The 26074-nt window shown below is 59.9% G+C and carries 27 protein-coding genes; 4 read left to right on the top strand and 23 right to left on the bottom strand.

Translation table 11 applies throughout. From position 1 onward, the window contains the following. Positions 1-659 precede the first annotated feature (659 nt). Genes BUS42_RS20200 through BUS42_RS20220 form a run of 5 tightly spaced genes read right to left on the bottom strand, consistent with a single transcriptional unit; the run spans position 660 to position 6503 of the window. A complete protein-coding gene (locus BUS42_RS20200) occupies positions 660-977 on the bottom strand; it encodes a hypothetical protein (RefSeq protein WP_074309153.1) in 318 nt (105 codons plus the stop codon). Between the two features lie 14 nt (positions 978-991). Next, positions 992-2791, bottom strand: coding sequence for an Hsp70 family protein (locus tag BUS42_RS20205; protein WP_074309154.1), 1800 nt, complete (start codon positions 2789-2791; stop codon positions 992-994). A gap of 54 nt (positions 2792-2845) precedes the next feature. Then, positions 2846-3652, bottom strand: coding sequence for a nucleotide exchange factor GrpE (gene grpE, locus BUS42_RS20210; RefSeq protein WP_074309158.1), 807 nt, complete (start codon positions 3650-3652; stop codon positions 2846-2848). Then, entirely contained in the window at positions 3649-3942 is a 294-nt protein-coding gene (locus BUS42_RS20215) for a J domain-containing protein (RefSeq protein WP_074309160.1), read from the bottom strand. Before BUS42_RS20215 ends, grpE begins: the two co-directional genes overlap by 4 nt. Then, on the bottom strand, positions 3939-6503 hold the full coding sequence (locus BUS42_RS20220; RefSeq protein ID WP_173878247.1) for a tetratricopeptide repeat protein: 2565 nt from the start codon (positions 6501-6503) through the stop codon (positions 3939-3941). The genes BUS42_RS20215 and BUS42_RS20220 overlap by 4 nt, the downstream gene beginning before the upstream one ends. Positions 6504-6898: 395 nt before the next feature. Between BUS42_RS20220 and gyrA the strand changes: the two genes are divergently transcribed. The 4 genes from gyrA to BUS42_RS20240 all read left to right on the top strand — a co-directional run bounded on the left by gyrA (position 6899) and on the right by BUS42_RS20240 (position 12533). Next, positions 6899-9580, top strand: coding sequence for a DNA gyrase subunit A (gene gyrA, locus BUS42_RS20225; RefSeq protein ID WP_074309163.1), 2682 nt, complete (start codon positions 6899-6901; stop codon positions 9578-9580). A 301-nt stretch (positions 9581-9881) separates the two neighbouring features. Further along, complete coding sequence (locus BUS42_RS20230) at positions 9882-11033, top strand: hypothetical protein (protein ID WP_254053630.1); 1152 nt, start codon at positions 9882-9884, stop codon at positions 11031-11033. A gap of 50 nt (positions 11034-11083) precedes the next feature. Beyond that, positions 11084-11314, top strand: coding sequence for a hypothetical protein (locus tag BUS42_RS20235; RefSeq protein ID WP_074309170.1), 231 nt, complete (start codon positions 11084-11086; stop codon positions 11312-11314). Between the two features lie 268 nt (positions 11315-11582). Then, on the top strand, positions 11583-12533 hold the full coding sequence (locus BUS42_RS20240) for an alpha/beta hydrolase (protein ID WP_254053631.1): 951 nt from the start codon (positions 11583-11585) through the stop codon (positions 12531-12533). 54 nt (positions 12534-12587) lie between these two features. Here BUS42_RS20240 and BUS42_RS20245 read toward each other — a convergent pair whose 3' ends face one another. The 18 genes from BUS42_RS20245 to BUS42_RS20340 form a co-directional block, all read right to left on the bottom strand. Next, positions 12588-12815, bottom strand: a complete 228-nt coding sequence (locus tag BUS42_RS20245) for a hypothetical protein (protein WP_074309171.1) — start codon at positions 12813-12815, stop codon at positions 12588-12590. A gap of 367 nt (positions 12816-13182) precedes the next feature. Continuing rightward, positions 13183-16797 (bottom strand): aspartyl protease family protein, encoded by a 3615-nt coding sequence (locus BUS42_RS20250; RefSeq protein WP_074309175.1) that lies wholly within the window; start codon positions 16795-16797, stop codon positions 13183-13185. 196 nt (positions 16798-16993) lie between these two features. After that, positions 16994-18235 carry a hypothetical protein gene (locus BUS42_RS20255; protein ID WP_074309177.1) on the bottom strand — a complete coding sequence of 414 codons (1242 nt, stop codon included), beginning with the start codon at positions 18233-18235 and terminating at the stop codon, positions 16994-16996. Positions 18236-18265: 30 nt separating this feature from the next. Next, the gene (locus tag BUS42_RS20260) at positions 18266-18856 is read right to left on the bottom strand and encodes a hypothetical protein (protein ID WP_074309180.1); all 591 of its coding nucleotides are present in this window, start codon (positions 18854-18856) and stop codon (positions 18266-18268) included. Further along, positions 18849-19043: a hypothetical protein gene (locus BUS42_RS20265; RefSeq protein ID WP_074309181.1), complete on the bottom strand. Its 195-nt coding sequence runs from the start codon at positions 19041-19043 to the stop codon at positions 18849-18851. Before BUS42_RS20265 ends, BUS42_RS20260 begins: the two co-directional genes overlap by 8 nt. Further along, entirely contained in the window at positions 19040-19792 is a 753-nt protein-coding gene (locus tag BUS42_RS20270) for a recombinase family protein (RefSeq protein ID WP_074309182.1), read from the bottom strand. The genes BUS42_RS20265 and BUS42_RS20270 overlap by 4 nt, the downstream gene beginning before the upstream one ends. Before the next feature lie 231 nt (positions 19793-20023). Next, on the bottom strand, positions 20024-20251 hold the full coding sequence (locus BUS42_RS20275; RefSeq protein ID WP_074309183.1) for a hypothetical protein: 228 nt from the start codon (positions 20249-20251) through the stop codon (positions 20024-20026). Then, complete coding sequence (locus BUS42_RS20280) at positions 20248-20520, bottom strand: hypothetical protein (protein ID WP_074309184.1); 273 nt, start codon at positions 20518-20520, stop codon at positions 20248-20250. Before BUS42_RS20280 ends, BUS42_RS20275 begins: the two co-directional genes overlap by 4 nt. Further along, a complete protein-coding gene (locus BUS42_RS20285; RefSeq protein ID WP_143206396.1) occupies positions 20517-21719 on the bottom strand; it encodes a DUF6094 domain-containing protein in 1203 nt (400 codons plus the stop codon). Before BUS42_RS20285 ends, BUS42_RS20280 begins: the two co-directional genes overlap by 4 nt. Positions 21720-21819: 100 nt before the next feature. Beyond that, positions 21820-22128 carry a hypothetical protein gene (locus BUS42_RS20290; RefSeq protein WP_074309188.1) on the bottom strand — a complete coding sequence of 103 codons (309 nt, stop codon included), beginning with the start codon at positions 22126-22128 and terminating at the stop codon, positions 21820-21822. Between the two features lie 2 nt (positions 22129-22130). Continuing rightward, positions 22131-22454, bottom strand: a complete 324-nt coding sequence (locus BUS42_RS20295; protein ID WP_074309190.1) for a hypothetical protein — start codon at positions 22452-22454, stop codon at positions 22131-22133. Next, positions 22447-22860, bottom strand: a complete 414-nt coding sequence (locus tag BUS42_RS20300; RefSeq protein WP_143206397.1) for a hypothetical protein — start codon at positions 22858-22860, stop codon at positions 22447-22449. The genes BUS42_RS20295 and BUS42_RS20300 overlap by 8 nt, the downstream gene beginning before the upstream one ends. Then, the gene (locus BUS42_RS20305; RefSeq protein ID WP_074309193.1) at positions 22832-23362 is read right to left on the bottom strand and encodes a hypothetical protein; all 531 of its coding nucleotides are present in this window, start codon (positions 23360-23362) and stop codon (positions 22832-22834) included. The genes BUS42_RS20300 and BUS42_RS20305 overlap by 29 nt, the downstream gene beginning before the upstream one ends. Before the next feature lie 57 nt (positions 23363-23419). Beyond that, a complete protein-coding gene (locus tag BUS42_RS20310) occupies positions 23420-23935 on the bottom strand; it encodes a sigma-70 family RNA polymerase sigma factor (RefSeq protein ID WP_074309195.1) in 516 nt (171 codons plus the stop codon). A 12-nt stretch (positions 23936-23947) separates the two neighbouring features. Continuing rightward, positions 23948-24313: a hypothetical protein gene (locus BUS42_RS20315; protein ID WP_074309196.1), complete on the bottom strand. Its 366-nt coding sequence runs from the start codon at positions 24311-24313 to the stop codon at positions 23948-23950. A 377-nt stretch (positions 24314-24690) separates the two neighbouring features. Continuing rightward, on the bottom strand, positions 24691-25206 hold the full coding sequence (locus BUS42_RS20325; RefSeq protein WP_143206398.1) for a hypothetical protein: 516 nt from the start codon (positions 25204-25206) through the stop codon (positions 24691-24693). Between the two features lie 279 nt (positions 25207-25485). Next, a complete protein-coding gene (locus BUS42_RS20335; protein ID WP_074309206.1) occupies positions 25486-25695 on the bottom strand; it encodes a hypothetical protein in 210 nt (69 codons plus the stop codon). 15 nt (positions 25696-25710) lie between these two features. Beyond that, on the bottom strand, positions 25711-26049 hold the full coding sequence (locus tag BUS42_RS20340; protein WP_074309207.1) for a hypothetical protein: 339 nt from the start codon (positions 26047-26049) through the stop codon (positions 25711-25713). Positions 26050-26074 lie beyond the last annotated feature (25 nt).

A 26074-nucleotide genomic window follows, 5' to 3' on the forward strand; every position in this document is an offset into this window, starting at 1 on the left:
CCATCCTGTTCGAGAACGCGGATTGAAAACGAATCGTATCACGGAGCGCCATCATAGGTGTATCTCTCTTGTTAATAACCGCACCCTGCGGGATTTCAGATCCCGGTTGGGCGTTGATCGAACTTTCCGCGACCGCGCTCAGGTCTCCCGAATTCGTGCTCGACCCTGGCTGAATGTCCGTCTGCCAGGGGGATTCGGAGTCAGGAAGGGCCAGAGGAGCGCTTGAGCTTACCTCATCCGCTCGATCGGAATGATCGTTACATCACTTTTTGCAATCGAGCATAGCTCGTGAAATTGGGAGAGTTCGAGAAAATGGGAGGTTGCTGGCGATAAAATCAAAGCGCCGAGTGCGGCGAAATGCGAGGCATTGCCGAGCCCGTGATGAGGTTATCAGCAAGTTACGATCGATTTGTGGTAAGTCACGGCTGTGTCCCGTGGGGCGGGCACGGTCCACCCACTGTTCAGGGAGAGGGAGGGATTGTGCCCCTGGATCCCGTGGTTTTCGCTCGCCCGGAAGGCGAGCGGAGAGTGTAAGCTCCCTGTCTTTGTGCCGACGAGTTCCCGCGGTTTTCGCTTGCAGAGCCCCCAACAAATCCGCTGAATCCTTGGGGGCTCTGAGATCCGGGTTCGATGGGCCTGCGTCTGTCCCGAGGTTCCCGTCAGTCGAGCTCGGGGAGGTCGTGGGCGAGGGCGAGGGCGTTGGCCCAATCGCCGGAGAGCAAGGCCGTGAGCGCCATCAGGCGGCGCGAGTCGGCGGTGGGGTGGAGCCAGTGGTAGTGGCCGGCGAGGCGGAGCGCTTCGCGGCGATGGCCGGCACGGAGGGCCTTCAGGCAGCGCCGGCGGGTCCGGCGCGCGGACTCGGCCGCCTCGTTCAGCAGGCGAAGGTCAGACTTGCAGCGTCGGCAAGTGTCGGACCGTTCCTGGGTGAGGCGGCAGGTCGGGCAGCGGACGGTGGTCGTCGGTTCCGTTGGTTCCATGGTGGGTGAGAGGGTCACTGGTCTTCCAGGTAAAAGACAAGGTCCGCAACCTCTTCGGCAATCTTCTGGATGGCGGTTTCCGAGCGATTGTCGATGGCGGTTCGCAGGTCGACGAGCATGGCCAAGAGCTCGGCGGCGTCCTCGGGGTTGGCCTTGGCCACGATTTTCTCGGCTTTGAGGATCAGGGTGTTGGCCGAGTCGATCGCCTGGCGGAGTGCGGGGGAAAGTGAATCGGCCGCCGGATTGGCGAGGGAGCCAGGGGTGACCGAGAACTCGCTTTCCTCGAGCTCAATGGGCTGTTCGGCCGTTCCGAACACCTCATCGAGGCGGTCGATGGCGTCGGTCCGTTGCCGCTGGCGGAACCGCTCCATCGCGTTGTCGATGGTCACGTGGCGGGCGAGCCCCGTGGCGCGCTCGGTGGCGGTCACTTTGAGAATGCCGTTGAGGTCGAGGTCGAGCCGGACGAGGATCTGGTTGCCGGCGGGGAGGTCGGCCAGTCCCTCGATGGTGAACTCACCCACCAAGGTGTTGTAACGTGTATCTTCGTCCTCGCCCTGAAACACGCGGATTTTCGCGGCTTTTTGATGATGGGACGCTGTCGCGTAGATCTCGGTCCGCGAGGCGGGGAGCGGTGTGTTGCGTTCGATGATCGCCGAGAAGCAATGAGTCGAGATCGAATCGTGGAGCTCACCGAGCGCCTCGATGCCCAAGGAGTGGGGGGTGATGTCGACCAGGACGGGGCCGACGTCGATGCCCGCGATCAGACCCCCCTGCACGGCCGCGCCCATGGCCACGGCGAGGTCGGGCTCGATCTCGGTATGGACCGGCCGGCCGAGCCGTTCGCTCAGGATTCGGTGGACCATCGGCGTGCGGGTCGCTCCGCCGACCAGCAACACCTTATGGATCTCATTGGCCTGGACCTTCGCGTCCGACATCGCCTGGTCCAGGCAGACCAGGGTCTTGGCCAGGAGCGGCTCGATTAAATTCTCATATTCGTATCGGTCGATTTCGAGGTTCAAGTTGAGGGGGACGCCGTTTTTCTCGGCGATGAACTCTTCGGTGATCGTGGTGGTCGCCTCGGTGGAGAGCGTCTTCTTGGCGTCCTCCACGGCGCGGAGCAGTCGCGACTTGGCGACGGGCAACTCTCTCAGGTCGATGCCGTGCTTGGTCTGGAATCGGTCGCAGACAAAGTCGAGCAGGCGTTGATCGAAGTCGTCGCCGCCGAGGTGGGTATCGCCGTGGCTGGCGAGGATCTCGACGACGCCTTGCTCGACCTGAGCGATCGAGACGTCGAACGTGCCGCCGCCGAGGTCGTAGACAAGCAGCCGTTCCATCTCGGCGGGGTGGGGGTCGTAGGTCAAGACGGCGGCGGTCGGCTCGTTGATGATCCGGACGACTTCCAGCTCCGCCAGCTCGCCCGCCTCACGAGTCGCCGCGCGCTGGCCTTCGGTGAAGAAGGCGGGGACGGTGATGACCGCCTTCTTGACCGGATGGCCCAGCACCTTCTCGGCACGCTGCTTGAGCGTCCGCAAGATGATGGCCGAGATCTCCTGGGGAGAGTATTTTTTGTCGCCGAGCGGGACCATCTCCTCCAGGCCCATCTTCCGCTTGATCGAACGGACCGTGCGCTCCGGGGCGAGCATCGACTGGTTCCGCGCTGCCTTGCCGACGAGCAGACGCCCCTGCGGATCGAGGCCGACGACCGACGGGAGGATCGGATCGCCGTCCTCCTCGAGCACGACCGGCCGGCCGTCGCGGATCACCGCCACCTCGCTGTTGGTGGTCCCGAGGTCGATGCCGATAATGACGTCCATGGGATTCTCGCTTGATTGCAGATAAATCAAAAATAGAAAAAGTGTTCGATCGATTTAAGAGTCGAGCGCGGGTGAAGGGGCTCGCGAGGCCCGAACCTCGGCGTAGCGAAGCAGCCGGCCTTGCCAGGTGTAGCCGCGGCGGATCTGCTCGACGACGATTCCAGGGGGCCGGTCGGGGTCCTCGACCACCTCGACCACGGTCATCAACTCGGGATCGACCGGCCGGTTGAGGCACTCGATGGCGTGGATCCGCTCTGACTTCAAGGCGCGGCGGAGCCGGGCCTGGATCAGGCCGTAGCCTTCGAGAAGCGCATCGACGAGTTCCCGGCGGACCTGCCCTTTGTCTCGGACGATCGCCTTGACCTGTTCATGATAGGACTTGAGCAGACGACGACGGAACCAGGAACTCTGGGTATAAAGCGCGTCGAAGGCGGCTTGGACGGCTTGCACCGGTTCGTCGATCAGACGACGGGTGACCTTTTCGATCTCGATGCGCCCGCGGTCCAGCGCCTCGTCGAGGTCGGCCAGGGCCTCGGCTAGCGGCTTGCCCGCTGCCCAGGCCGCTTGATTTTCCTTGGGTTCGACCGAGCGGAACTGGTCGATCGCCTGCTGCATCGCCCCCAGGAGCGTCTCGCTCTGTTCTTGCAGGCCCCGGGCACTCCGGGTCTGGAGCTTGAGCTCGTGCCGAAGCGCCGTGAATTCCTCGATCAACTGGAAGATCCCGACTTCCCGGACCTCGGCCTCGGGTTCGCGGGACTCACTTCCCGACTGGTCGTCCACCGCCTCGGCCTCGGCCCGAGCCTGCTGGAGCCACTGACGGAAGTGGTCGAGGAGGGTTTCGTCGTCAACCCGGTCGATCATGACGTCTCCGCCAGTTTGAGCAGGGTTTCCATCGGGATCCGAGCGTCCCGCAACCGAGCGCGGAGGTCGGTCAAAAGCGCGTCGATCGAGTCGTGAGACTTGAACCCGAACAACTGGGTCTCGAGCCGCCGGAGCGGGTCGCGAACCTCGTCATACGCCGCCCGGATGGCGGTGAACCGCTCGGGGGCGCGGTCCGGGGAAAACTCGCGAACCAGCTCGAGATAGCGCTTGCGAATTTCCGCCTCGTCGGCGTCGCGCTCCAGTCCGAGGATCTCGTAAGGATCGTTCATCTTGGCTCACCGTTTCTTCTTTGTCTTTGTCGGCTTCGTTGTTTTCTTCTTGGGGGTGCTTCGGCTCGACCCGGTCGGTGGCGGGCCCGGGTCGATTCGGCGACCAAAGAAGGGAATGTCGTCCTCGTCTTCGTCGTCCTCATCATCATCGTCGAAAAACTCATAGGAAGGTTCCATGTCAATGTTTGCGAACATGTCGGCAAACGATTGAGGGAACCTACCTCTCGGGCCTCCGAAGCTGGGGAAGGGCATTCCGAACGGGCCGCCGAATGCGTGGGAAATGATCTCCTCGATTTTCGACAAGATTGCTTTGAGGGGGGGATCAGTTCGGTTTCCTTGGGGTCGCTCGAGGCCTGGGCGAGCTTGAGGGCCTTGTCCAGATCGATCCGGATCTGATGCAGGTTGGCGTGGTGCGGCCCCTTCGCGAACTCGTTGACGGCGACCAGGAAGGGGAACCCGGCATAGTCCGGGAAGTTTTTCAGACCGCGCCTGGCCAGCTTCTCGAGGAGCTCTTTCGCATCGACGGACTCATGGTTCAGGAACGTGCAAATGTTGATCAACTCGTCGCGGCGAAAGTGGACCCGCGACGACCGCTTGAGGTACTCGGTCAATTGGTGGACGTGATGGCTCAGACCTGTGTAGTTGACGTGACCGCCGAGATAGATGATGAGAAGCTCGGCCAACTTCCCGGCCGTCTCACGATTGCCTTTCTTCGCCAGCCCGACCTCCCAGAGGTGGTTGAAGCGATCCATCGTCGCTTTCGGGAGGTCGTAGCGCGCCCCTTCGATCAGGATCGCGAGCCAGAGCGGAGTGGGCTCGCCGAGCAGCTTCTGAGCGGCCTTGAGGAATTCCTCGGCGCGGTCGTCCTGGCCCGCTTTGAACTCGAAAACCGCTCGGCGCGCCAGATAGAGGAACGACTTGGTCTGCTCCGACCCGACCGCCTCGGCCAGCGCGAACTCGGCGCGCCCTTCGTCCCAGCGCTCCTTGAGGGCGTGATGACGGGCGAGAGTAACGTGTGCCGACCATTCCAGCTCGCGTAAGGCTTCGTCGAGCGGCTTGAGCACGCGTGCCCGCTGAACCAAGGGCAGCGCCTTGCCGTGCTGGTCCTGCCTGAAGTGACGATGGATCAGCCAGAGCAGCGTGTCGTAGTGGTTGGGGAACGCCGCCAGGAGTCGGTTTGCGGCGACCTCGGCCCGGTCGTCCTGGTCCCAGTTTTCGTAAGTGTGGAGGAGGGATTCATAGCCGGCCAGGAACGTGGGATCGACCTGGAGGCTTGCTTCCAGGCACTCGATCGTCCGCCTTCGCGCGTACTCGAGATCCTCGCTGGTTGACGGAGTATCAAACAAGTGGTCAAGGTCGGGGTCGGCCCCTTGGGCGAACTCGTGTCCCAGGTGGTTCCAGACCAGGGCCTGGGCCCGATTGCGTTCTTCGGGGCTGAAGGTCGGCAGGATCTTGAGATCCTCGAGATAGGCTTTCCAGAACTTCTCAGAATCCTCGAAATCCCCATGCGGACCATCTGCGATCAGGGCGCGGAGGCGATTCCAGCGCGGGTCGATCGACAACGGTTCGGCCGCCCTCACGAAGTTCCCGACCAACTGCCGCGCCTCCCTTGGCGAGGCCTGCGCGGTGTGTTCCATCAAAGGCCAGAGCAGGATCCGGGTCAGACGCTCGGCGAGCCGCGGGTCGACCCGCCGCAGGTTGAAACGGAGATGGATCAGGAGCGAAATCGCGTCATCCCATCGGTTGTCGTTCAGGAACTGTTGGAATTGCTCGAGCTGGGTGATGAGCTCCGCGCCGAAAACCGCGGACTCGATGACTTTGAGGTTTGAGGCGGTGGCCGTGCCGGTTGTGGTTGTGGTCTGGGACGGTTTCTCGATCAAGCTCCTGAGGCTCTGCGCGATCCGAGCGGCGGTACGTTCAGGGTCGAGCCGGTCCCAGTTGGCGGCCACTTGCTCGTCGTCGCGACGGCGCAGGGCGGCCAGCCCGCGCACGAAGTAACGCCAGTCGGCAAACGGTGAGCTGCGGGCAATGCCCCGCAACCGGTCGAGGGCCCCTGCCTCATCCTCGGCGTCGAGCGCCTCCAGGGCCCCTCGGATCAAGGCCGATCCCTCGCGGATCTCGGTCAAGGCGGCGGGGGCCCGCTTGGGGTCGAGCACGGCCTGGTCGGCCGCCGTGAGGATCAGGCGCGCCCGGTCCTCCGGCGCTTCCAGCCGTTCTCCCATCGCCATCGCCGCGCTCGACAGCCCGACCGCCAGCAAGAGTGGAACCAGGTCCGCCGGCAGGCCCGGGTCGGTGACACCGAACTCGAGCAGGTGCTGGGCCACCTCCGCCGCCGACGTCGGCATCGCTTCCCGGTGGAGTTGCTGCGCCCTCAGGAAGTAGGCGCGTTCGAGCAAACGGTGGTTCTCCGGAGTGCTCTCGTCGCGGTAGCAAAGCTTGGCCTGTTTCACCGCGTCCTTGAGTCGCCCCTTCTGAATCAGGTGCTCCACCTCCTGGGCGGGTGATCGTTTTGTAAATCCGGGTTTCATCTCGACCCGCTTGCGGTCTTTGTGCTTCGACATAGGCCGTCTCGTTGCTTTGGACTGGGCCGAGCGGTGGCTCCCGAGAGTCTCTTTAATAAGATTCTACCTGACTTTCGCGTCCCTCTGGAAATCCTTTCCCACTTCACTCGCGACCGCGGCCGGACCCGTCCTTGGTTTCGGCTTGGAAAGTCTCGCCGTTCAACCTGGCGAAATTCTCGGCCGCCACGCGGCCACTCCGAAGGGGCGTCGTCTCTAACGCAAACTGCTTGCCGATTTGAGACTTAAGTGCGGTGAAATCATCGCCTTGGACGTTGCGTCGGGGGGCTGAAATGGGTACAATTGAACCCTTGCCAGGTCGCGCGCCCGGGCGGTCTATTACTTGTGGAGGGCCTGGGGCACGGCGGCGGCGCGTTCGACGAGGGAGCGATGGATCTGTGAGTACTGCTTTACCGCCGGCCGATCACTTGCGGCCCTTGCCTCTCAATATCGAAGAGGAGCTCAAGGAGAGCTACCTCAACTACGCGATGTCGGTGATCATCAGCCGGGCCCTGCCTGACGTCCGCGATGGCTTGAAGCCGTCGCAGCGGCGGATTCTGATGGCGATGCTCGACCTGGGACTGAGCCCGGGAGGCTCGACCAGCAAGTGCGCCGGGATCGTCGGCGAGACGATGAAGCGGTATCACCCGCACGGCGACAACTCGATCTATCCGACCCTGGCCCGCATGGCGCAGTGGTGGAACATGCGCCACCTCCTGATCTCCGGCCAGGGGAACTTCGGGTCGATTCACGGGCTCCCTCCCGCGGCGATGCGGTACACCGAGGCCAAGCTCAGCCCGGTTGCCGCCGAGATGCTCGAAGATATCAAGCTCGACACCGTCGACTTTCAGCCGAGCTACGACGAGAAACACCAAGAGCCTCGGGTCTTGCCGGGCAAGTTTCCCAACCTGCTCGTCAACGGCTCCGGGGGGATCGCCGTCGGCATGGCCACGAGCATCCCGCCCCACAACCTGGGCGAGGTCTGCGACGCGGTCGTCGCCTGGATCGATAACCCGCTCATCGAGCTCGACGAGCTCCTCGAGATCATTCCGGCTCCGGACTTCCCCACCGGCGCCACCATCTGCGGCCGGCACACGGTGCGCGAGGCCTATCGCACCGGCCGCGGCAAGGTGATCCTCCGCGCCAAGTACACGATCGAAGAGCAGAAGGACGGGCGCTCGCAGATCATCTTCACCGAGATCCCGTACCAGCTCACCAAAGAGCCGCTCCTCAAGAAGCTGGCCGAACTGGTCAACACCGACCGGGTCACCGGCGTGACCGACATCCAGGACGAGAGCGGCCGTAAGGAGCCGGTCCGGATCGTCGTGAAGGTCAAGAAGGGGGAGGACCCCAACGTGGTCCTCAACCAGCTCTTCCAGTACTCGCCGCTCCAAGACTCGTTCAGCGTGATCATGCTGGCCCTGGTCGACGGCCGGCCGCGAACCCTGCCGCTCAAGGAGTTCCTCCGACTCTTCGTCGAGCACCGGGTCAATGTGATCCGCCGCCGGACCCAGTTCCAGCTCCGCCAGGCGCGAGCGCGGGCCCACATCCTCGAAGGCTTGCTGGTCGCGCTCTCCTACATCGACGAGATCATCCGGGTGATCCGGTCGTCGGCCAACCCCGTCGAGGCGCGGGCGCGATTGATGGGCCTGGAAGTCTCGGCCGAGATTCTCCGCCGCGCCCTGGACGACCCCGACGCCAAGGCCGCCACCAGCCTGACCCGAATGCAGGCCGACGCGATCCTGGCAATGCGGCTCCAGCAGTTGACCGGCCTCGAGGCCGACAAGCTCGGGGGCGAATACAAGGGGCTCAAGCGGGATATCGCCGAATACGAGCGGATCCTGGGCGACGAGCAGGTGATCCTCGACCTGATCCGCGCGGATATGCGCGAGCTGAAGGCGAAGTACGCCAACCCGCGACGGAGTGTGATCGACCTCGAGGAACTGGGCGACTACGACAAGGAAGCCCTGATCCGCGAGGAGTACATGGTGGTCACCGTCACCCACGACGGCTACATCAAGCGACTCCCTCCCAGCACCTACCGCGCCCAGAACCGCGGCGGCCGCGGGATCACCGCGGCGAACACCAAGGAAGGGGACTTCCTCGAGCGGATGTTCGTCGCCTTGACGCACGACTACATCCTCTTCTTCACCGACCGGGGCAAGGTCTACTGGCTCAAGGTCTATGACCTGCCGATGGCGACCCGGACCTCCGGCGGCCGCGCGATCGTCAACCTCCTGCAACTGGGCGAGGGGGAAAAGATCACCGGCCTGATCCCGGTCCGCAAGTTCAACGAAGACGAGTGCCTGATGATGGTCACCCGCCGCGGGACGGTCAAGAAGACCGAACTGACGGCGTTCAGCCGCCCCCTGGGCCGCGGGATCATCGCCCTTGGACTTGATGAAGGCGACCAGCTCATCGGCGTGGCCCGGACCAAGGCCGGCGATCAGGTCGTCCTGAGCACCAGCCAAGGGATGGCGATCCGGTTCGACGAGTCCGACGTCCGCGCCATGGGCCGCCCGGCACACGGCGTTCGTGGGATCGGCCTGCTCGATGACGACGAGGTCATCGGCATGATCGTCGCGAACGGCGAGGACGACCCGGCGAGCATCCTGACCGTCTGCGCCAAGGGGTTCGGCAAGCGAACCATCCTGACCGAGTACCGCTCGCAACGTCGAGGCGGCAAGGGTCTGATCGACATCAAGACCACCGACCGCAACGGCCCGGTGGTGGCGATCGCCAAGGTCACCGAAGCCGACGAGGTGATGCTCACGACGACCAGCGGTATCCTGATCCGCACCCCGGTCGCCGACATGCGCGAGATCGGCCGGAACACCCAAGGGGTCCGCCTGATCCGCGTTGAGGAAGGGGACAGCGTCAGCAGCCTCGCCAAACTCCCCGAAGAGGAGCTGACGGCCGACGTCGAACTCGAAGTGGACGCCGCCGAGCTCAACGCCGCGGCCGCGGCCGTACCCGTCGACGGCGAAGCCGTGGGCCACATCATGGACGACGGCGTCGGTGACGCTGAGGCCAGGGACCACATCGACGAGCCGGACGTCGATGACGAACCGGTGATTTGAGGCGAAAACCGCTTTAGAGGATGCCCGCGGTTCCCGAATCGATTGTGTTCTCTGGGACCGCGGGCGCCCCGCCCGCATTCTTGCTTCGTGGGGACGGTTGAGCCTCCGGCATCTGGATATCGCTCCAGACCGCGCGGGTCAGGGATGATCCGTGGCGAGGCGAAACGACAGCAAGCCCGCAAGAAAGTCTCGACTTCTCAATTTGGTGGTGTGAAGATAATCAACGTCATGGACGAACGCCTGCCGTTCAAACGATTGGATTTGAGCTAAATCACAATAATGATTCAGAATGGGGGGTCAGATGAGCGAGGCGATCGGTGCCTACGTGAAGCGCGTGAGAGAACTCGCCGACCACGTGAGAGGCAATGAGCAGGCAACCAAGCAAAGTCTGATCGGTCCTCTGCTCACGATCCTCGGATACGATCTGACCGACCCCCGCGAATGCGTTCCCGAATACCGCACCGATTTCGGCCCGGGTCGGTCGGTCAAGCCCATTGATTGGGCCTTCTTCCAAGGTGGCCGGCCGATCTTCTTCGTCGAGGCCAAGGAAGTCGGTAAGAAGCTTCCCGGTTACGACGAGCAGTTAGGCGATTACTTCGCGAAGTCGACCGACGTCAAGCTGGGCATCCTGACCAATGGAGTTCAGTGGCGCTTTTTCACCGATGTCGCGCACGCGAATGTGATGGACAAGGAGCCGTTCATCAAATGGGACGTTCTGTCCGATGACGAGCCTCCGTTCGATTTTCTGACCCTCCTTCAAAAATCCCAATACAATCCCCAGTTGATTCGAACGTTCGCGGAGCGCAAGCACGCGCAAAACCTGCTGGTTGGGGAACTCAGTCGACTGCTCGAGCCGTCATTCGAGTTTGTCAAAATTGCGATTACCAACATCGAAACCCGGATGCTCACGAAGACAGTCCTCGAGTTTTGGAAGCCCGTTGTGGCTAACGCTCTCGAGGAATGGGTCAAGCAACGCATGCTTTCGATGGTTTTGAGTAGTCCTTCGTTAAGCGATGCCACCTCCACAGGCAACAACGCGCCGCCGAAGATCGAAACGACCAAGGAAGAACTCGAAGGCTTTGCCACCATTCAGCGCTTGCTTGGCGACGATCGTCCGATTGCGTATGAAGACACACTCTCCTATTTCAAAATCCATTTGCCTGAACGACGCACGTGGGTGATGTGCCGACTCTACTTTGATCGGAAACGCCCCTGCGTCTGGGTGCCCATTTCCCTGGAACAAACGCAGCAACTCGTCCCTTCCTTGCAGAGTATGGTCTCGCAACTGGGTTGGTCTTGCGTGAATCTGGATTCGTACGCGGATCTCGAGTTGCTGGGTGAACTTCTTCGGTTGGCCTGGGATCAGCAGCGGCAACTCCATCCGGCGACTTCAAGTTCGGTGAGCTCACCGAGCGAGCCGGACATTCTTGATCCTTTGCTCCCGGTTTCCTGATCGATTGGCCGATTGGTTCAGGCGATGTTGGGGTGTGTGCGAGGCGAGTCATGCCAACTCGCGAGCAACGCCTGAACCAAGACTGGAAGTGGGCCTTGAGCGAAGGGAGCCGGCACTTCGAGGAGAAGAGCGCCATCCAGGATGCTTTGCGCAAGATCGCCCGCCGGCTCACCGATCTGGGGGTTCCTTTTGAGTCTCTCGGCGGGTCGCTTGATCCGTTGGATTCGATAGGCCTTGAGCTTGTCCGATTCGGCGTGGTGGTCCCACTCCCACTCCCTTGACTTGTCGGGCAGGCTGAAGTCGATCCGTCAGGATGGAGACGGTTGCTGACGGAGAATCAGAACGATTATAACTATGTTGCTTATTTCAAGAAAAAAAGAAGCGGTTGCTTGATGAATTGCGGTGATGTATAAAATGCGGTTTCGTTTATGGTATGCCCTGCCCTCTTGACTTCCCCACTCCCCCGGCTGACAACCGTCTTGTGAAACATCACGGCGGGGGGATAACAGGGTGAACCTCCCGCTTTTGAGCCATGGGGAGGACACGACAATGAGTTTGCGGAGTGTGCTGAGGGGCGGCTTTTTCTTGATGCTCGGGCTGGCGGGGACTGCGTCGGCGGATCTGCAAGCCGCGGAGGCGCTGACGCCCAAGGCGCTGAGTGAGCGGCTGGCGACCGCGCCCAAGGGCGAGGATGCGGAGCGGCTCGCGAAGGAAATTCGCGCCTGGTTCGGCAAGGACAACCTGCTCAAGGGGGCGAGTCCCAAGGTTGACGGGCTCGAGGTGGCCTGGGCGATCGAAGTGCCGGGCGAGGGCGTGGCGCCTCGGGTGGTCGCTCTGGAAGGCTCGTTCAACTTGCCCTTGGTCCGGATCGGCACGACCGACGTCTATGCGGCCACCATCCCGCTGCCGGACGGGGCCGCGATGCGCTGGGCGTACGAGGTCTCCGGGAAGCGGGTCGAGCGGGTCCTCAAGCCCAACCAGCGCGGCGCTGACCAGCTTGAGGTCTACGCCACGCATCCCGACAGCGTGCCCCGGTCCGACGTGCCCAAGGGCAAGCTCACCCAGCAGCCCCCCTGGAAGAGCAAGATCTACGACGGCACAAGCCGCGACTGGTGGGTCTACGTCCCGGCGCAATACAAGGACGACACCCCAGCCTGCGTGATGGTCTTCCAGGATGGCGGGGGTTATAAGGACTTCGTCCCGACCGTCTTCGACAACCTGATCGCCAGCGGCGAGATGCCGGTTACCGTCGCCATTCTCATCAACCCAGGCAACGGACCGGGCGAGCAAGGCCGCGGTCAGCGAAGCGTCGAATACGACACCCTCTCCGACCGGTACGCGCGATACCTCCTCGAGGAGATCCTCCCCGAGGTCGAAAAGACGGTCAAGCTCCGCCACGATCCCGACAGCCGCGCCATCTCCGGGGCCAGCAGCGGCGGCATCTGCGCCTGGACGGTCGCCTGGGAACGGCCCGACGAGTTCCGCAAGGTTCTCTCCTGAGGGAGTAGGCGATCATAACAAACACAGACTGAGGCTCGATCTCTCGATCTAAAGTCAATAGTCGTCTCGGCCGCCTACCGTGAGCGGAGGATTGCCCCGCCTAAGTTCCACGAGGAATGATTCCTCAGGATCAATCATCACGGCCTTTTCTTGGTGGTACTCGTAAATCTGGCAGCCATATTTAAGGTCGCGGCAGACGCCACCCATCGTGACGTAGACCTCATACCCCGGCGACCGTGCCGCGATCAGTTTAAGCTTCGCGATCAGTAGCTCGATTTGCATTTTGGCCTCCAAACAGAAAAGCCCGGATGCCGCCATTATAGCGGAAACCGGGCAGGATGAATTCCGGGAAACCGCGAATCCTCTTCTCAGCAGCCAGCCCTAGTGTCGACCGGATGTCCGATTTCAGGGCGGTATCTTTCTTTGATCGTCGACCATATCGCGATACAAGTGATCAGTGCCAAGATGATAGTAATCACTAATTCCACGGCGGTTATTCGGCTCTTTGTGTTTGTCATCTAAACCTCTCGGTTGGGCCTATTTTTTCTGAAATCCAAGAAAGACTAAGCCCGACATTGAGTGGATGCAAGTCAAAAAGCGATTTACTTAAGAGCTGATCCAGAAGGCCCCATCCTTGGGGCCGGATTAGTCAGACTTCGAGTCCGTGGGCCATCATGTTGGCGAACATCTTCGCGAGGATCTCCTCGGTCAACTCGGGTACATCAGAGTCGTCCACCTCATCGTCGAAGGTGGTGTCGAACTCGCTCTCGGCCTCATCCGGCTCAGTGTCGCCAAGATCACGAGGCTTATCCATCGCGGCCGGCTCCCAAGCGTATTCACCAAACCCTTCTTCCTCGTCCACCGCATCCTCGATATCCGCCTCGTGCTCCTCGAACTCTTGGTTCGTGGACTTGGCGTCGAAGCCATGGTTGTGCGTAGACAGCTTCTCGTGCAGCTTCGGAAACTCAGCCAGAGCCTCGGGCGGGATCGGTTTGGCCTGCGCTTCGACGAGAGACTCGCCCGCCATTTGTAGCTCGATCGGGAGATCGTCCAGCGGTCCTGGCTTGGCCGACTTAGGCGTGATATCAGCGATGGCCGTCGTGGGTCGCTTGACCTTCTTTGGGCCACTCTTGACCTTGTTCCAGGACCGCTGCATGTCGGATTCGTTGATCCGCTCAGAGAGGTTCTTGGCCAAGGCCATCTGGAGATTGTCTTCGCCGGCCATCGCCGCCAGGCCATCGGCCGAGAAGTCACCGTTGATCGCGTCCAGCGCGGCCTTCTTCTTGGATATGACCTGCATCGCCTTGTGCTGCATCGTGTCCTTGTAGTAGAGGTAGTAAACACGGCAGTCGAGCGGCTGCCCGATACGCCAGGCTCGGCGAGCCGCCTGCGTCATCGTGAACAGGTTGTAGCCGGTCTCGTAAAAGACGAGCGTCGAGTAGTTGTGGCCGCCCTGCTTCTTCGAGAACAAGTCCAGGCCCGTGCTGACGAGTTGTGGATGGCTGATCATCACGTCGTAGTTGCGGCCGTTCTTGGCGATCCACTCCTCGCGCTCGATCGGCTCCACATCATCTGACCGAAGGATTCCGACCTTGAGTCCCTCGGCTTCGAGGAGCTTAGCGAGACGCGGCTGGATGTTCCGCTTGCCGCTCATCTGCACGTAGACCCAGGTCTGACGGCCGTCCTCCTTCTGCTTCTTACAGATGTCAATGAGCCGCTGTTCCTTGGGATAGATCGTGTCCTCAGGAAGATCCCTCGGGGTGACGACACCGACAAAGTTGTCGATCGTGCGGATGCCAGGCTGATCCCAATAGCCGACCGTGTGGGGTAGATTACTTGGCGGCACGACGACACACTCGACGTTTGTGACCGCAAACTTGCCAACTTTCACAGAGGCAACCGTCGTTTTTCTGGCACTCACAATCGAACCGTCCGCCACCTGGCACGACACATCCTCGTCGCCCTTGCGAGGCTTAAGCCCGATCTCGGCAGCCATCGCCAATGAAATCGAGATGCTCGACGCGCCAGTGTCGTAGACCAGCGACTTCGTTTTTCCGTTGAAAGACACGTCCAACCAGTAGACGCCGCCGTCCTTTTTCAGCGGGATGCGATCCGTTTCGGCTTCACCAGAATCGACTCTAGTGAGCACTAAAGTCTCGGTCGCGGCGTCGAATTGGTGATTGAAATTCCGAATGAACGACTGGCCGAGTAGCCCTGGAGCTTGGCCTTCACTGGACTGGCTGATCGCCTTTTTGATCTCAGAATCGTGTTCCCAACCGAACGGCCGATCGGGGTAATCGAGGCCGGTCCAGAGGTACGTTCCCAGGAGTTTCATGCTTCCGCGTTGAAGCAATTCCCGGTTCGCGAACTCCAGGGTCGCCATGATCCGCCGGTACTCGTCCTCCTGCTCCAGATCCATGTCAACCGCGCAGTCGAACCAGCCGTCGACCATCCGTTCCGCGTGGTCGCCATCGACATCCCCGGCCGGCATAGGCTTGGGGCCGCCGACGTACTCGAACAAATCCGGCAACTCATCGGCCATTTCGTCGAGCGTGACGAAGAGGCTTGAACCGATCATGTGCCGGCCAAACATGGTCGGCATTACGCCGGGGCGAACCGCCTTCCGTTGGGTCGCGTTGCCACTCTTGGCCCGCCGCATCGACTTGACGTTGCCCTTGACGCTCGGGCTGCTATCGTCCTCTTTGGTCGTTACGATCCGGTCTATCTTGCCGTACCGCTCGACGAAAGCCATGTCTTTGCCCCACTCAAAACCTTCGTCGCGGAGCGACTTTGGCGTGATCCGCATCATGAGCGGATATAGGTGGTTCGCGTAGCCGCCGATGATCGTGCCGGTCAGAGCGATGACGTGATTGACTGACGCGATCAGTTTTCCGCAAGCCATTGACTGCGCCGACTCGTCGCTTTTCTGCTCATGCACCTCGTCAATCAGGAGGTAGCGGAACATCCGTTTGCACTTCTTTTGGATGATCCTGGCAGGCGACCAGCGATAAGGTCGAGTCGTGTAGTTGTACAGCGGTTCCTTGCACTCGCGGACAACCCACTTGAACCCGGCGTGCTTCACTTCATGACCCGGACGGTTGGCGATCGAGGCAAGCTCGGCGGGAAGAGCGATGCGAACCAGGCCGTGAGACTTGCGGTCGGCGGGAGCTGGGAGCATCTGAAGGAAGACGCCTTTGCACACCTTTTGGGTCACGTTTTTCTTCGACGTGAGATCCTTCTCGCTCACTGGAACGCCCTTCTTGTCGCGGACAACCTGGCCGCAAGACGGGCAGTAATGGACGCGAGCGGTGACGTTCTTCGTGATGGGCCGACCAAGCCGATCGTAGGTCTGCTGGCCAAACTCGTTCAGAACAGGCGACTTGTCGACGACCCGGTTTTTGCTCGAAACGGCGTGCAGTTTTGGCGTCGGCGGCATCGGCATTGGGAGGACGTGCAGGGTCTCAGTGACGGGGTTGCCATCAGCGTCACGTCCAACCAAGGAGGTCTCGGCGATCTGGGTCAGTGCCCCTTGGATCGCTCTGAATCCGCCGTCCAGGTCCGCAATGCCGGACCAATCCGAGAGCCACTTGGCCTGGTTTCGGCCGAGGATAAACCACTCGGCACCTTCAGGCTTCCGCCACCGCGAGCCGCCCGATTTACCGAACAATGCGACCACGTCCCGCAGGGTAGCCTTGCTGTTCGATTCGGGTTTTTCGGCCCCCCTCGGCCGCCTGGCGGGTTTATCCTCGTCGATGCCCTGAGGCCCAAACCGAGAGATAGTCGCGTCTGGGATCGTCTCTTCGATCTCACGGCACCACTTGCCAATCAGGTGGTCTGGGCAGAGAACGATAGCGCGATAGTTGCCGCCGCTGCCTCCTTTTCGGCGGCTCTGACAGGCGTGTTTGTGGGCTGCAAGCTGACCCATAATCGTCTTGCCTGTGCCCATCTCGCCGACGATCATGCCGTTGCCGACCGTGTTGAGCATCTTGACGGCGGCGGTGATCGCGTGGGCTTGGGCGGGAAACGGTTCACGAAGAACGTCGTCGAAGTCGAGGAGTTCGTCTCGTCCTGGCACGTGCAGCGGGGTCAAAGCGTGGATCGCTTTGCGGCCAAGGATCGCGCCGTAATTCTTGAGATACGACTCCATCGAGTCAATGTCGCAGAGCGGCGGGATTCGCTCCTGGGTCGGCTCGGTCACGGGAGCCATGACCGCATCGTGGATCGCGGTCATTTCCATCTCGACAATACCTGCTCGGTCTTCCATCGGTGTCAGTCCTTGTTCTGTTTACTTATCTGGATAAGGGGCCGCATTGACCCAGAATGGGCCGAGGTGAAGGTAGTACCACCATCCGTCGTAGTACATCCGGCCGATAGCGAACTTCGGGGGCCACTGGAATCCATAGTGCCAGTGGCTATTCCGAAGGTCACAGATAGCCCAGCGAACATCGTGTCGCATAGACCTAAGTCTGTTCGTTAAACGCTTCATGGGAGTCCTTCATTTTGTGGGCGTCGATGATCGCTTTGGCGGGATCACTGTCGAAGCAGATCGCCTTACCCTGGTAGAGATTGCACTCGAAACCATGCGTCGGAGGGTTATCGAGTCCGCCGCCGACTACGACAAATGACAGGCTGACATCGCCGTTTCCCTGGCGGACAAGGTTCATAGCCTCGTGATCCTGCTGAGGATCCTTATTGGTTGATGGTGGCCCGTCGTAATCGAAGTCGGCAGCACAATGCAAGCACATATACCGGCCTGGCTCCGCGTTTGATTCAGCGAGCCCGTGATTTCTTCCGCAAGATGGGCAGCGACACTCAGGGAACGCTTCCGAACCAGCCTTAAATCGCTTTGCGCCAGCGATCAGTTCGTCGACGCGAAAAGCGAAACCGTCTCCTTCAAGCGTCCGCAGACCGAGTTCCTTCAGGGCGTCGTACACGGTGCCGTCAATATTGTTCATGACAGCGATCTCTTCTTTTACGTCCGCCTCAGCCTCCTTCAGCTTCTCACGGAGTTCTGCGATGTCGTCCAGTGTCGGAAGGCTAGCTGTTGGCACGACGATCGCGGGATACATGGATGGCGTCCCCTCGGAGGCCAGCCAAAGCTTGTAGATAGCGGTATCCAGCGGCAACTTGGCCATGTATCGCAGCGCGAGCACGTCTTGCAATGCTTTACTGAGAGCAGTGATCTGTGCTTCGGCTGCGATACGAAGACGGTTCTCCTCCTCGTATTCGCTTTGACGGATATTGGCGACCCCGAGCATCTCGATGTCTTCGCGAAGACCCGCGATCATCTGCTCTGCGACATGATCCGACTCCTGAGAATTCCTGATCGTCTCATCTCGCTCGTCGATCGTGGCCTTCAGGTGCAAGATGTCGTTGTTTAGTTCGACCACTTTAGCGCAATGCCGGGCCGAGCCATCGACGTTGAAACGAATCAAGCTATCCCGTTCTCGGGCGAGAACAGATGCCTTCTTGCTCATCTCGGCCAATTGACGGTTAAGGATCCGGTTAAGTCTAAGCCTTCTTGCGGCCGTATTGTGCCAGTGCTCCGCTTCTCTCGCGATCGTCTTATGCGATCTATGAAGAATCGCGTTCTCGTTATCGGATCGTTGAACAACGGTCGCCATCTGGTCAACCTCGTCTTCCAGGTCCGCGATCCGCGAACGCAACACCCGCTTCGATTCGCCCATGAGCCACATGAACATTCGATGTCTCCATTCGTCAGTCTGAAGAATTCAGACGGCCATCGGCCGAGGGATGATCAATTCGTACTGCTGGAGGCCCTGGCTTACGACTTCGTCCAGGTGTTTTGTTGACGCAGAGAGGATGCCGCAGTGGCAACCGAAGGCGTGAGCGTCTTCAAGCAATTCGCGTTGCCGCAGAGTCTTCTCGATGTGAGGCACCCACTCGCGTAGCAGCGGCGTCGTGTACCGGACATCGGTCAACTCCTGCCAGAGAGACTCCTCAGAGACGACCGGCATGAAGCCCTGCATACGTGTGATAAACATCGCGTGTACCAAACCATACCCAAGCTTGTGGGTGGAGACTTGGTAGCCCTCGCTGGATGGCGTCAGCCGCCCCGGCGTGTGCCGGTTCCACTCGTTGGCGTTCGGCTGGCCCACCTTAATCCCGGATGCGTTGGCGACAGCCTTGGCTCCTCCGCAGAGGATGGCCCGGATCTGCTTGACCCGCATCGCGTCACAGAAAACCGAGAGGAGAAGAAGCTCCCCTCGGCCGCTGATCGCGAGCTTGTCGAACGGCTGCGCCGGGATTCCGATTTCCTTTCCGACGAACTCGATGTCGCCGAACAGCCTTTCGCTACTCATTGATCCCTCTTGTGTTCAGTTGAAATTTCCGGTGAAGCGCGACAGCCAGAAGCTCGCCAAATAGTTCTGCCGGCAGTTTCCCTTTCTCTTCGGCCATCAAAATGAACTCGGTGCGGCCGAGGCTGTGAGCGAAGTAGTACCCCTCGATAAACGCAGCCAGTAACTCCAGGGTCGGCTGCGCTTTCACCTGTTCCCGCGTTGTTCCTGAAGCTGGAGCATCAACTCCGCTTTGCACGCTCGCCTGATCCGTTCCAGATTCCATGGTCCCCCATCTTTCGTCTTGATCTTAAGGTTGTACATGAGATGGTTTCTGATCTCATCCCAACTCAGCGGTTGATCCTGCATTCGCCAGGACACGATCGAACGCATAACGTTACGCTCGTCGTCGTCGCGCTCGCGGACCTTGGTCCACTTGCCGTCGATCTGCACTTTCTTCCAGCGGAATCCGTAGCCGGGGTGCCGGGTGTGGATAATATTTCGGGCCTTACGCTTAGCCAGCCCATCCTTCGTCCTCTCAGAGATGAAGGCCCGCTCCAGTTCGGCGAACGCAGCGAGGATATGGATCAAGAACCGACCCATCGATGAAGATAGGTCAATCGCCCCGCCCATCAGGTTAACGATGTGCAGCCGGATGCCCATTCGCTCGAACTTCTCCAGGACAAGCACGCAGTCGGAGAGCTTACGGAATGCCCGGTCGAGCTTAGGCAAGATGACGTGGTCGCCGGCCCTAAGTTGCTTGAAAAGCTCCCTCCCGGCGTCTCGCTGATCCCAGCAAATCTTACCCGAGGTCGCGGCGTCCACGAAGAATGTGACATCGCCGAGATTCAGGAGATTCGCATACTTTCGCAAGTTCTCCTTCTGGGTGTCCGGCGAGTCGATCTGCTTCTTCGTGGAGGCCCTCGCGTACCCGAAACACCGAGGCGCTCGCTCGCTCATAATTCTCTCTCCTTGTTGTTTGATAACCGACGTCAAGAAATGCCACCTGCTTACGAAGCGACTCAGACTCCTCGGCGTCATCGCTCCTGGCGACATGCCCGCCGAACGTCCAAGACCACGCTTTGCCGTCAACGATGTAGTAGCGCACATCTGCGATCCAGCCGATGAATTTAGCATGCTTCGATTGAAGCATGCCAATCGCGTTGTCTACACACTCGGGTTTGATCGTGATCATAGCATTCTCGTGATATCGATCTTGAGTTCGGGGGTCTTCAGGGAGCGGACGGAAGCACAGAATTCCTCCATCCCGTCAATCACCTCGGCCACCTTCTCGTTAAGGCTGTGTTGGTCAATATAAACCTGGAGTGTGTACTTCCTCCCGTTCTTTTCGACGGTTTGCCAAACCACGGGGCCTTGGCGGTGGTGTCTCGAAAGCGGCGTACTAAGCTTCGCGCTCATGAATCCTCCTCTTCGTTCTCGTAATTCTCTTCTTCGGGGAGTTCCTCAATCACCAGAACTCCTTCGTTGTCCCCAATCATGAAGGCGTCCTCGCCTGTCTCAAGCTCCCACTTTCGCCCCTTCTCAAGCACAGCGACGGGATACTCCATAACGTTTCTGTGCCGTCGGATTTTGCGCGATGCCCTCGCCCGGCACACTTCCATCGTGCCCTCGCCGATCAGGTCGTCGCGCCCGCCTGAGTATGGGTAAAGTCGCAACCTGTAACTCACTCGTCCACCTCCTCTGTGCCGTCCGCGACCTTGTCCTGCGGCTCGTTACTGAACGTCTGGATGACTCCGTTCTGTTCGACCACGCGGATGACCGTGATCATCCGCTCGCTGTAGACATCCTTCGTGGTAACAGCCCCAGTGTCGGGGTTCGACTCGCTTTTCGACTGTTCCTTGTTGTGGTACTCAACCTTGTGCGACGATCCGCGAACGACGTGGACGCCATACGGCCCCTCAACCGGGCCGTCCAGCATTCCGGAGGCGAGAATCAGACCTAGGTGTCCCTTGTCGAGCGGCAGCGGCGGGGAGTTCGGAGGCGGTATCTTAACCTCTTTCAATTGCTTGTTGAGCGGGCTGTCAGCAACCGCCTCGCGAAGCTCGTCATCAGTGAACATCGTCTTCCTGAAGACGTTCGGCTTCCACGAGAGCGGGATCTCCCAGGTCCGGATATCCTCTTCGCGGTCATAGCTCGGATGGCTACCGTTCCATCCTTTCGGCTGCACCATGCCGAGCGCCGGCAATGACTCGATCGAGAGGTAGCCACGCCATCTCATCTCCATCTGGTGGAGCTTGCCGTGGTTCTGGGCCGCTTCACTCGGAAGCACATCTTTGCGCTTCCGGCCAATGACGACGATCTCGCGGTACGGCCGGATCAGGTTGCCGGCCTCGTCTTCGCCATCAGGGAACTTGTAGACCGCCACGTCCTCGTAGTGGGCGTCGATGTACTCAACGAAGTTGCCGTTGCCACACAAGGCGGTGAACGGGCAGACGAGAACGAGAATGCCCTTTTGCCCAAGGAGCCGAGTCGCCTTCTCTGTGAAGCCCTGCTCTTCGCGTTTCCCGCCCCCGAGTTCACTGTCAAACGGCGGGTTGACGTAGGCGAGGCCGAACGAGAAACCAGTGATCTGAACCCCGGTGAAGCTCGCCGGCCCGATGTGATTCGACATCGGCATCAGCTTCAGGATGTCCTTCGACCGCTCCGAGTCCAGCTCGATCGAGTAGACGTGTTCCTCGGGGACGGCCAGGGCATCAGCCAACTGCTTGATCGCTAGGCCCTTGCCGGCGCAAGGGTCGATAATATTGATGGTGTCGTACTTCTTCGCGGGGTCCAGCGATCGGCAATACAGGTGCTTAGAAAGCTCGGCGATCGCCATCGTATGGGCTGGGTAGAAACCAGCCTTCGCTTGAGCAGCAAGCCTCATGGTTTCCTCCTACAGACGAAGCAGAGAGACGCCACGAACCACGTCATGAATGAGCCCGTGGCGAGATTGTCCAGCAGTTGAATCCATTCAGCCGGTATCATTAGTCGCTATCCTCTTGGAGATCGCTGGCCCGCAGGATGCGGTCCTTCTTGGGGCTGCATTTGCTGCTGTCAGTGATCCGAAGGCCGGTCGGCTGAACGCTGTCCTCATCGGAAGAGGTCTGCTGCGTTTTGTCTTCCATGTCCTCCCAGCGGCAGTATGCGTCAATCGCGTCGCCCTCGTGGCTGAGCTTCTCGACAGCATCCTCTGCTGCCTCGATAGTTTCAGCCTCCACCCAGATCCTTGACTCCTGGGTGACACTGAAAGTGCGGTCAATGTCTCGCTCGACTGTCACGAAGAATAGAGGCATGCCTACTCCTGGGGATGAGTGCAGAGCGTGAGTGACTGGTGGGTTTCATGGTCGTCGCCCCACTCGACGTGCTCGACGTAGATGAGGCGTTCGCAGCCGTTGCAAACGATGGCGTCGTCGGATTTGATAGCGATCATGTCGACGTGCCATTTGAAGATGCGAAACTCGTAGTAGCAGTGAGGACATCGGAGGCTCGGCCAATCACTGATGCCCCGGTCGGGACGATTGAGCGAGAGGGCCTTGGCTGTCGCGAAGCCGATGTGGTTGGTCGTGATCTCGAACTTGCGGCAGATTTCTTCGTCGCTCAAAGGTGGATTCTTAAACATAAGCCCTCCGTTTCCTTGATGGCTGCGACAGGGTTTTCTCAACGCTCCACCCAAGAATATGGAGCCTATTCCAGATGGTCTTGAAGCTGACCCCGGAGTGGGCTGCCCACTCGGTGTAAGTCTTCGACTGCCCATTGAATTCGATGCGATGCGACTGTTGGTCACGAGGTTTTGGGGTAGGAGGTACGCGGCGTTCCAGCTTCTCGATCAGCTCGACGGTTCCTGAGATGACGTCCGGATGCTGCATCAGCCTGAGCATGTACTGCTCTGCCTTCCAGTCGACGTAGATCGGGCGTGATGTGACTTGCCGCCTCTCGCCTTGCCGGCCGCGAGCATGGTCCCACGGCTCAATCACGTACCGAACGTAATACGCCATCTTAGTCTTGGAGTTCGTTGCTGTTGCCATCTTTGAGTTTCTCCAACTCCGCAGGAGGAATACATTGGCCTAACAATAGGAACACCTTTGAGTCTTCACGAGGATCGTCGAACTCACCGCGTGCGTAGCCCATCAGTAAGGAACGCACGGACTCCATGAACGCAACCGGATCAGCAACGCCGGCCAGCGCGTTCACGCAGTCCACAATCCTCTTGGAGATTTGCTCTTGGTTGGGAGAGCCTTCAGGAAGTCCAAGAGCGCGGTTGATGGTGATGATCCGCTGGTCTGTCCAAACCCTGGTCTCGCCATTCCGGCAACGCTTAATCACCAGGGGCTCGTCAGCCATCCTTGAGCCCCAGATCACCCAATCGGCTCCCTGGTCAAGCCTCTGCCAGCTATCCACGATGGACTCAGCAACGCCCTCGGGATAATTCGTAGGCATGCCATCAGGGAAAGGATGGGGTCCGAGAAACGGATCCTTTTTTGCAGTCCAAGGCTCGAAGTAGAAGCGGGGTTTAACACGCTTAGCCATGAGGGCTCTCCTATGCCTAAAAGGCGTTCAGGAGAGCATACCCAAGCTTAATGTTTGTCACCCCGATCCGGTTGCCTCTAGTTTCCCTCTGAGAGCCTTGAGGGCCGCGTCATGGATCTTGCGGCCGTGCCTGGCACCATGCCCGAGCGCCACACCCGCCTCGCTCGGCGACATGTTCATCTTGTAGACCAACGAGCAAATCTCTCGCTGCTTCTTTGGGAGAACTTTCAAGAGACTCGCGAAGTGATCGTCGGACTCGCGATCGAGCGTCTCGTTGCTCGTGTCCACGATCTCAGATAACTCCTCGGGCGTTGCCAGCTCGCAGCGTTCCGGGCCGAGCTTTCTAAGGTAATCCTTAATCTCTCCGCGAATCTGCAGCCCTGCCCATCGCTTCCAGACTCCGTTCTTATTAGGCTCGAAACTCGCAGCGGCACGCACGACACCTAAGGTTGCCCGACTCTTGAGTTCGTCCTCATGAAGCGGGTAGATACGTGCGTACCGCCTGGCGATGTGTTCCGCCCGGCTGACTGACTTTTCTGCGAGAGCTTTCTTTTCTTCAGTCAGACGATCCATCAGAACTCCCTATCAGATGTCTTCGTCGTCGTCGTCCAGGGGCTCCAGGTCGTCATCTTCGTCGACTCCGAACTCTTCCGCAGAGGCGGGGCCGCGAGTGTAGTCGAGAGGTGTTTCGTCGAGGCTGTCCATTTCGTCCTCGTCGACACCAAACTCCTCATTGCTCGGCCCCCGGCTGTAGTCGATGGGCGTCGTGTCGTTACACTCGTAGGATCGCTCGTCTCGGGTGTCCGGACGGCTCAGAAGCTCGTCGATATCCCGATGATCGCGCTCCTCCTGCTCTTCCTCGCTGAAGTGCCGAGAGGATTTCGCTGACTCGACGAAGCGATCCTCGTTGTAGATGATCGGGATTTCCCAGGGTTTACGATCGCGGCTCATGCTGCTCTCCTCGCTCGGTTGCTGGATCGGAACTGCTGGAGGACACGGTTCAAGTGCAGCATGACGCTCACTGGAGCAATACTGCACTCGATGATATAAGCATTGCCACGATAGGCGAATGCGCGTCGACGACGCTCTTCTTTTGTTCTCAAAGTCAGTTCTCCGGGTTTGGATTTGTCAGTCTGAAGAATTGAGCTACTTCGCTACTCGGCTTGATTGGTTGAGCGATTTCGCGATGAATTTTGCGTCGGATTCGCTTGCGGTCCACGCAACCGCACGAACGAATCCTTTTCCGTCTTGCTTCTCGAAGACGCTCCAGCTAAGCGTGGGCGGTGTGGCCTCCTTGGACCGCTTCATCCTGCGAGCCACGAAAGACATCAGTACCCCGCTTGGTCTGGGTCGTCACCAGGATCGCTTCCGCTGCCTGGCTCGTAGTGAGGCTGGTAATCCGCGTGAGGTTTGTAATCCGCAGTCATCGCCGCTATATGCTGCCCGTGTCCCGAGTTACGATCCACAAGCAGAGCCTCCAGCGACTTCACCTTGTGACTGAGTTGCTGATTAACCATTCGGGCTACGCCGTCCCCGTTCCTCAGGCGTCCCTCAAGCTCCTTGATCTTCACCTTGAGATCGTAGTTTTCGTCCTTGAGCTTCTTGACCCGTGACGGCTCCTCGTTGCAGAGCGATTCGGGCCAGCCGAGTGCCACCTTGACACGGTTGCCGCCCTGCGCGGCCTGGTCGCAGTCTTCTACCGATTCTCCATATGTGACGACATGGGTCTTCTTGCCGTCCCACGCCAGGACGATAACTTGACTACATCCATGAGCCTTAGCGATGTCGCTCGCCGCCAGGATCGGGATTCGGTTTGGCATGCTACTGACCTTCCTCTCGTCCACGATAAGCGGCTCCAGGAATCACCTGGAACCCGTTGTCGTACAGGAACTTACGGACTACGGTGGCCGTCGCGACTGCGCGTTCGTACTCGTCAATAAAATGCTTCAGCCCGGTGTCTGCGAGCATGTTTGGGATTTTGCGAGGGTCACGCGGAATGTGGAGTTCGTGGGAAACGCTGCCGTGGCAGAAAATGTACCCCTCGATTCCCTGCTGTCCGAGTTCTATGATCGCGTTACACGCCGTCATGTTGACGTGAACGTGGCCTACCTTGACCCAAGTTTTCATTGGCTTTGTCTGGCTCCCTTGATCTTGAAGTTGATACACACGTTGATAACGGGATTGTCCTGTGTGTCCCATTCGCTGATCGCGGCGTTGATCGCCTCGCGAATTGACACGAACTTAGCGAACCGCTTCGGGAGGTGAATGTTGCCCACCTGGCGATGCAGGCAGATCGCCAGCTCGCCAGGTGTCGAAGGGACGACTCGCTTCATAAAGTGGTTTTAACCTCAGTTTCCGGCGACCGTCTCCGCCGACTCTGGCTGCAACTGCTCAGGAAGATTGCCGGGAGCCTCGCGGACCTCATCGTCTTCAGGTTCCACCCCAAAGCACTCCTCAGCCTCATCTGCGTAGGCGGCGAGCCGCGTCGCAAGCTCCCTCAGGCCCTTCGGGCTCGACGTGAATCGCAGATCGCAAATCTCGGCAGCTTTTGAAAGCTTGTCTTCCCTTCCGATTCCGTAGAAAGGCTTACTGCAGATCAAGACAACCTCAACGCAGGGGACCGGCTCGGCGATGCCGTCAAGGATCAATCCGGACAGGTTGCGTGCAGAACCGATAAACGAAAGCATTCGTCAACTCCAAGGTGGCCTCATC

Source organism: Singulisphaera sp. GP187 (assembly GCF_900129635.1).
GTDB lineage: Bacteria > Planctomycetota > Planctomycetia > Isosphaerales > Isosphaeraceae > Singulisphaera.